Origin of the sequence: Streptomyces sp. NPDC049577 (genome assembly GCF_040675635.1) — a bacterium.
GTDB lineage: Bacteria > Actinomycetota > Actinomycetes > Streptomycetales > Streptomycetaceae > Streptomyces.
The window spans coordinates 1-5,631 of record NZ_JBFAPH010000386.1 but is presented as its reverse complement, the minus strand read 5'-3'; the positions used below and the strand labels follow the sequence as shown (position 1 = coordinate 5,631).

Sequence of the window (5,631 nt, the reverse complement as noted above, 5' to 3'; positions counted from 1 at the left end):
ATGCGCCCGTCCCGGTCGAGCACCACCGCGGCGCATCATCCTGTGGAGCCCGCAGGCCGAGGAGCTGTTCGGCTGGAGCTCCGGGGAGGCGCTCGGCCGCTACCCCGCCCCGCTGCTGGTCGCCGACGAGGACGTCGAGGAGGTCCTGGAGCTCTTCGACAAGGTCATGCGGGAGGGCGAGAGCTGGGCCGGTGTCTTCCCCGCCCTCCACAAGGACGGCAGCACCCGCATGGTGGAGCTCCGCAACGTCCGGCTGGAGGACCAGCACGGCCACTACTTCGCCCTCGGCGTCGCCACCGACCGCCGGGTCGTCCTGGACCTGGAACGCGACCTCGCCCTCTCGGTGCGGCTGGTCGCCCAGTCGCCGATCGGGCTCGCCGTCCTGGACAACGACCTGCGCTACGTCATGGTCAACCCCGCCCTGGAGCGCATCCACGGGGTGCCCGCCGAGAAGCATGTCGGCCGGCGCGTCGGCGAGGCCCTGCCCGGCGCGGACGCGGCCGCCATCGAGGCCGCGATGCGCCGCGTGCTGGCCACCGGCAAACCGTTGCTGGACCAGTTCCTCACGGGCCGGTCCGGTGGCGGCGCCACCGAGGACAAGACCCAGCTCGTCTCCTACTACCGGCTGGAGGACCCCGCCGGCCGGCCCCTCGGCCTCGCCACCTCCGTCGTGGACATCACCGAGCGGCAGCGCGCCGCCACCGAGGCCCGCCGCCGGCTGGCCATGATCGCCGACGCGTCGGTGCTGATCGGCACCACCCTCGATCTCGACCAGACCGCCCGGGAGCTCGCCGAGGTCGTCGTGCCCGACCTCGCCGACGTGGCCGCCGTCGACGTCCTCGACGCCGTCCTGGAGGGCAGCCGCGCCGGCCCGCCGGGCGGCGAGGCCGCCGTCTTCCGGGCCCTGGCCGTCGCCTCGGCCGGCGCCCCGGACGCCGTCCGCGCCGCCGACCAGCCCGGCCAGATCGCCAAGTACGACGCCGACCGGCTCGTCACCCGGTGCGTGAACACCGGGCACCCCGTCCACCTGCCGCACGTCGAACCCCGCGACCTGCCGCGCATCGCCCGGGACGAGGAGGCCGCCGCCCTGCTCGCCCGCGCCGGACTCCACTCCTACATGGCCGTCCCCCTGATCGCCCGCGGCGAGGTCCTCGGCGCCCTCGACCTCAAGCGCACCCGCAACCCCCGGCCCTTCGGCGAGGACGACGTCGTCCTCGCCGGCGAACTCGCCGCCCGCGCCGCCGTCTGCATCGACAACGCCCGCTGGTACCAGCGCGAACGCGCCACCGCCCTCACCCTCCAGCGCGACCTGCTGCCCCAGCGCCCCCAGGACCCCGTCGGCCTCGAGGTCGCCTACCGCTACCAGCCCGCCGGCGCGGCCAGCCAGGTCGGCGGCGACTGGTTCGACGTCATCCCGCACGCCGGGGACAAGAGCGCCCTGGTGGTCGGGGACGTCATGGGCAGCGGCCTGAGCGCGGCGGCCGCCATGGGCCAGCTGCGCACCGCCGCCCGCACCCTCACCGGTCTCGGCCTGGACCCCGCCCAGGTGCTGCGGCACCTCGACGGCACCGCCAGTGGTCTCGACCAGGCGATCGCGACCTGCGTCTACGTCGTCTACGACCCCCACAGCACCCAGTGCTGCGCCGCCACCGCGGGACACCTGCCGCCCGTGCTCGTCCGCCCCGGGCACCGGCCCACCCTGCTCGACCTGCCGCCCGGCGCCCCGCTGGGCGTCGGCGGGGTGCCCTTCGAGAGCGTCACCGTCGACCTGGCCCCCGGCGACCAGCTCGTCCTCTACACCGACGGTCTCGTGGAGACCCGCGACGAGGCCATCGACGTCCGCCTGGAGGTGCTCCTCGACGTCCTCGACGGCCCCCGGCGCGATCTGGAGGCCACGTGCGACCTGCTGCTGTCCTCGCTGCGCGCGGGCCAGGAGCAGGACGACGACGTCGCCCTGCTCATCGCGCGCGTCCGCCCCGACGGCCCGGCCTTCCGGGCGCCGCCGCCCCCGGCATGACCGGCAGCTCCCGCAGCGCGCGCGAGCGGAAGGAGCAGCGCCACCGCAGCTCGTCGGCGGGGACCGCGAGCCGCAACCCGGGGAAGCGCCGGAGCAGCGTGCCGAGGGCGGTCCGGATCTCCAGCCGGGCGAGCGGGGCGCCGAGGCAGTAGTGCACCCCGTGGCCCAGGGCCAGGTGGGAGGTGTCGGCGCGGTGGATGTCGAAGCGGTCGGGATCGGGGTAGCGGGCGGGGTCCCGGTGGGCGGAGGCCAGACACAGCAGCACGGTGTCGCCGGCCGGCACGCTCACCCCGCCGATCTCCACCGGTTCGACGGGAAAGCGCCGGATGGCCATCTGGTTGGGATGGGCCCAGCGCAGCAGCTCCTCGACGGCGGCGGGCAGCAGCCGCCCGGGATCGGCGGAGACCTCCGCGAGCTGGCCGGGGTGCCGCAGCAGGGCCAGCAGACCGCCGCTGATCAGGTGCTGGGCGTTCTCGCTGCCGGCCATCAGGATCAGGAAGGCGAGCGAGACCAGTTCGTCCTCGCTCAGCCGGTCGCCGTCGTCGTGGGCCGCGATCAGGGCGGAGAGCAGATCGTCGCCGGGCACCGCCCGGCGCGCGGCGACCAGGTCGAGCAGGAAGCCATGGATGTGCTCGACGGACTCCGCGACCTGACCGGGGTGTTCGGGAGCCAGCATGGCGCCGACCCGGGCGGCGAACGGCCTCCGGTCGGCCTCCGGCACGCCCAGCAGGTCGCCGATCACCGTCAACGGCAGCGGAAGCGCGAACTCCGCGACGACGTCGGCCCGTCCGTGCGCCGCCATCGACGCCGCGAGCCGGTCGGCCAGCCGGTCCGCCGCGGCCCGGACCCGGCCGCCGAGCTCCTCGACGCGGCGCGGGGTGAACGCCTGTGACACCAGACGGCGCAGCCGCAGATGGTCCTCCGGGTCGATGTTGAGCAGATTGGCGTCCAGCGCCGGCGGCAGCGTGAAGCCCCGGTAACCGGTGCCGGATCGCGCCTTGTTCACCGACAGCCGGGGATCGGCGATCCAGGCCCGGACGTCCGCCTCGCGCGTCACCAGCCAGACCGGGGAACCGTCCGGCAGCGCGATCCGGTGCACCGCTCCGGCCTCGCGCAACCTCGCGTAACCGGGGTACGGATCGGCCAGGAACGCCGCGTCGAACGGCTGGGGAAGGGCCACTGCGGGCGGTATGGGCGTCATGCGTCCCACCGTATGCGGCGGGCCGCCGCACCCTTGGCCACATCGGCGTGCAACTGGCCGTGCAACCTCAGTGCAGCGATTGCCCGGCGTCCCCCGCGTGGTTAACGTCCCCCTGTGGTCGCGGGCCGGTCACTCAATGCGACGGGGGTGCACTGAGTGACCGCCGCCCGCCGGCCCGGAGTTCACGGCGCGCGGACCGCGCCGCGCGCCGCGCGCCCGGCGGATGCCGTCGCCCGTCCCGCTTCACCACGCCCGTTCCCCGGCCGGGGTACGGCCCGAACCGGCATGATGCGGATCCGCTTGCCGGTTCCCGTGGTGAAGGAGTGCGCGTGAAGCGAGTGCACGTGAAGCGCCCTCGGCGCAAGGCATGGGCCTGCGCGGCCCTGGTGTCGGCTCTCGTGGCGGGACCCGGCGCGCTCCCCGCGCGGGCGCACGGGCAGGACGTGCCGCGTCCCGCCCTGGTGTGTGCCGGCAACGCGGCCATCCGCTTCTCGCCCGGTCTCACGCTGCCAACGAGGTCCTCGCGCCTGACCGGTAGCGCCCGCTACACCTGCACCGGTACCGATCCGGTCATCACCGGGGCCGAGTCGGTGATCAAGGGCAGCGGGGAGACGGGCTGCCTCTCGATCGACAGCACGGCGGTGGAGTGGGTCACCTGGAACACCGGGGAGCACAGCAAGGTGGTCTACCGGCGGCACCACCTCGTCCAGCCGGCGGCCGGCGAGACCCTGTCGCTGGTCGACGGCACCGTGGTCGAGGGGAAGTTCAAGGGCAGGCCGGTGGGGTCCCCCGGGGTGCAGATCACCCTCGACCCCCTGAAGTGCTTCGCGGACGAGGGCGTCAAGGTCATCGAGGGCCCGTCGACCCTCGTGTTCCTCTGACGGCGGGGGCACTTCTCCGCCGCGGGCGGCCGTTCGGTGATGGTCGAGAACACGTCGCCGGGGCGAAGTCCAGCCAACCTGACAGGGTTTCCTCCGCTTCCTGAGCGGGGCGTCGGCCGCTCTCTACGCTGGTCGACCAGTCGCTGTACAACCCACGTTCATTGAGGCGCCACATCACCGGGCCGGGACGCCGCGGCACCTGAGCCGGGAGCGTACCGGCGCGCACCCCCGATGGAGTTCCCTTGAAGTGTTACGACTGCTGCCTGTCGGACGGGAACGGCGTGGCCTCCGTCGTCGGCATCTGCTGCCGGTGCGGCCTGGCCGTCTGTGCCGAGCACGCGCGCGTCACGCAGGAGACCATCCACAGAACGATCGGCGCGGGTACGTCGACCAGCTGCCGGCCGGCTCGCCGTGTGCTCTGCCAGACGTGCCACGGGGCCGAGCGCTCCTTCTGACCACCACGGGGCCTAAGCGGAACCTGACAATCTCCGGGGCGGGCGGTTGGAACCGGGGTGCGGGTGGTCAAAACTATTTCTTGTTGCTGGATACATGGACTTGACGCGGAAATTCTTTCGGCTCTCATTCCACGTCACAGCACCGTGTTCGTCCAGCCTGTCGTCTCCGGCGCAATTCCCCCCGAATTGAGGAGATGGAATGATCAGCGAGCTGATCAGCCAGGACAATCGCTTCCAGGATATTCTCGAACGGCTGAACCGAAAGTCGGTCGAGGAATACTACAACCCCTACCGGATGTTCGAGTGGCCGGACTCCCTCCCTGAGAACCAGTGGTGGATGAGCCCGGAACTCACCACCACCCACGGCACGGACGTCGCCGGGGAACTCGACCAGGAACAGCTCCACCGGCTGTCCCGGTACGAGAGCATCAACTTCTACAGCCTCAACGTGGACGGCATCCGCGACCTCATCATCGAGGTCACCCGGCGCATCCACACCCGGGGCTTCGAGATCCCCTCCGAGTTCTTCCACCACTTCATCGGTGAGGAGAACGAGCACATGTGGTTCTTCGCCGAGTTCTGTCTGAGGTACGGGAAGAAGCTGTACCGCCAGGCGGAGCCGGCCGGGCAGGGCGACCCGTGGCCCGAGGCCTCCAGCTTCCTGGTGTTCGTCCGCATCCTCCTCTTCGAGGAGCTGGTCGACCACTTCAACAGCACGATGGCGGCCGACGAGCGGCTGCACGACACCATTCGCGCGGTCAACCGGATCCACCACCAGGACGAGTCGCGGCACATCGCCTTCGGCCGCGAACTGGTCTCCCTCCTCTACGAGGACCTGAAGACCAAGGCCTCGCCCGAGCGCCTCGCCGAGGTGCGGGAGTACGTCAAGCGCTACGTGAACTACAGCTTCGAGTCGCTGTTCAACCCGCAGGTCTACCGGGACGCGGGGATCCCCGAGCCGTTCGCCGTGCGGCGGCGTCTGCTCGCCGACCCGCGCACCAGGGAGTTCCAGCAGCAGGTGTCTCACCGGCCGGGCCGGCGCCTTCGACACCCTCCGGCAGCCCGACGGGCTCTCCG

Annotated in this window: 5 protein-coding genes; 4 read left to right on the top strand and 1 reads right to left on the bottom strand. The window is 72.2% G+C overall.

Translation table 11 applies throughout. The features are described from left to right. Positions 1–2,017, top strand: a 2,017-nt coding sequence (locus AB0K09_RS29065) for a SpoIIE family protein phosphatase (RefSeq protein ID WP_366068391.1), incomplete at its 5' end; no start/stop codon positions are given. On the opposite strand, the gene AB0K09_RS29060 is transcribed toward AB0K09_RS29065, so the two are convergent. Further along, positions 1,959–3,218 (bottom strand): cytochrome P450, encoded by a 1,260-nt coding sequence (locus AB0K09_RS29060; RefSeq protein WP_366068390.1) that lies wholly within the window; start codon positions 3,216–3,218, stop codon positions 1,959–1,961. The genes AB0K09_RS29065 and AB0K09_RS29060 overlap by 59 nt on opposite strands. A gap of 329 nt (positions 3,219–3,547) precedes the next feature. Between AB0K09_RS29060 and AB0K09_RS29055 the strand changes: the two genes are divergently transcribed. From AB0K09_RS29055 to AB0K09_RS29045, 3 genes are all read left to right on the top strand, one after another. After that, positions 3,548–4,099 (top strand): hypothetical protein, encoded by a 552-nt coding sequence (locus AB0K09_RS29055; protein ID WP_366068389.1) that lies wholly within the window; start codon positions 3,548–3,550, stop codon positions 4,097–4,099. A gap of 242 nt (positions 4,100–4,341) precedes the next feature. Next, positions 4,342–4,554, top strand: a complete 213-nt coding sequence (locus AB0K09_RS29050; protein WP_366068388.1) for a DUF2180 family protein — start codon at positions 4,342–4,344, stop codon at positions 4,552–4,554. Between the two features lie 199 nt (positions 4,555–4,753). Then, positions 4,754–5,631, top strand: an 878-nt coding sequence (locus AB0K09_RS29045) for a diiron oxygenase (protein ID WP_366068387.1), incomplete at its 3' end; no start/stop codon positions are given.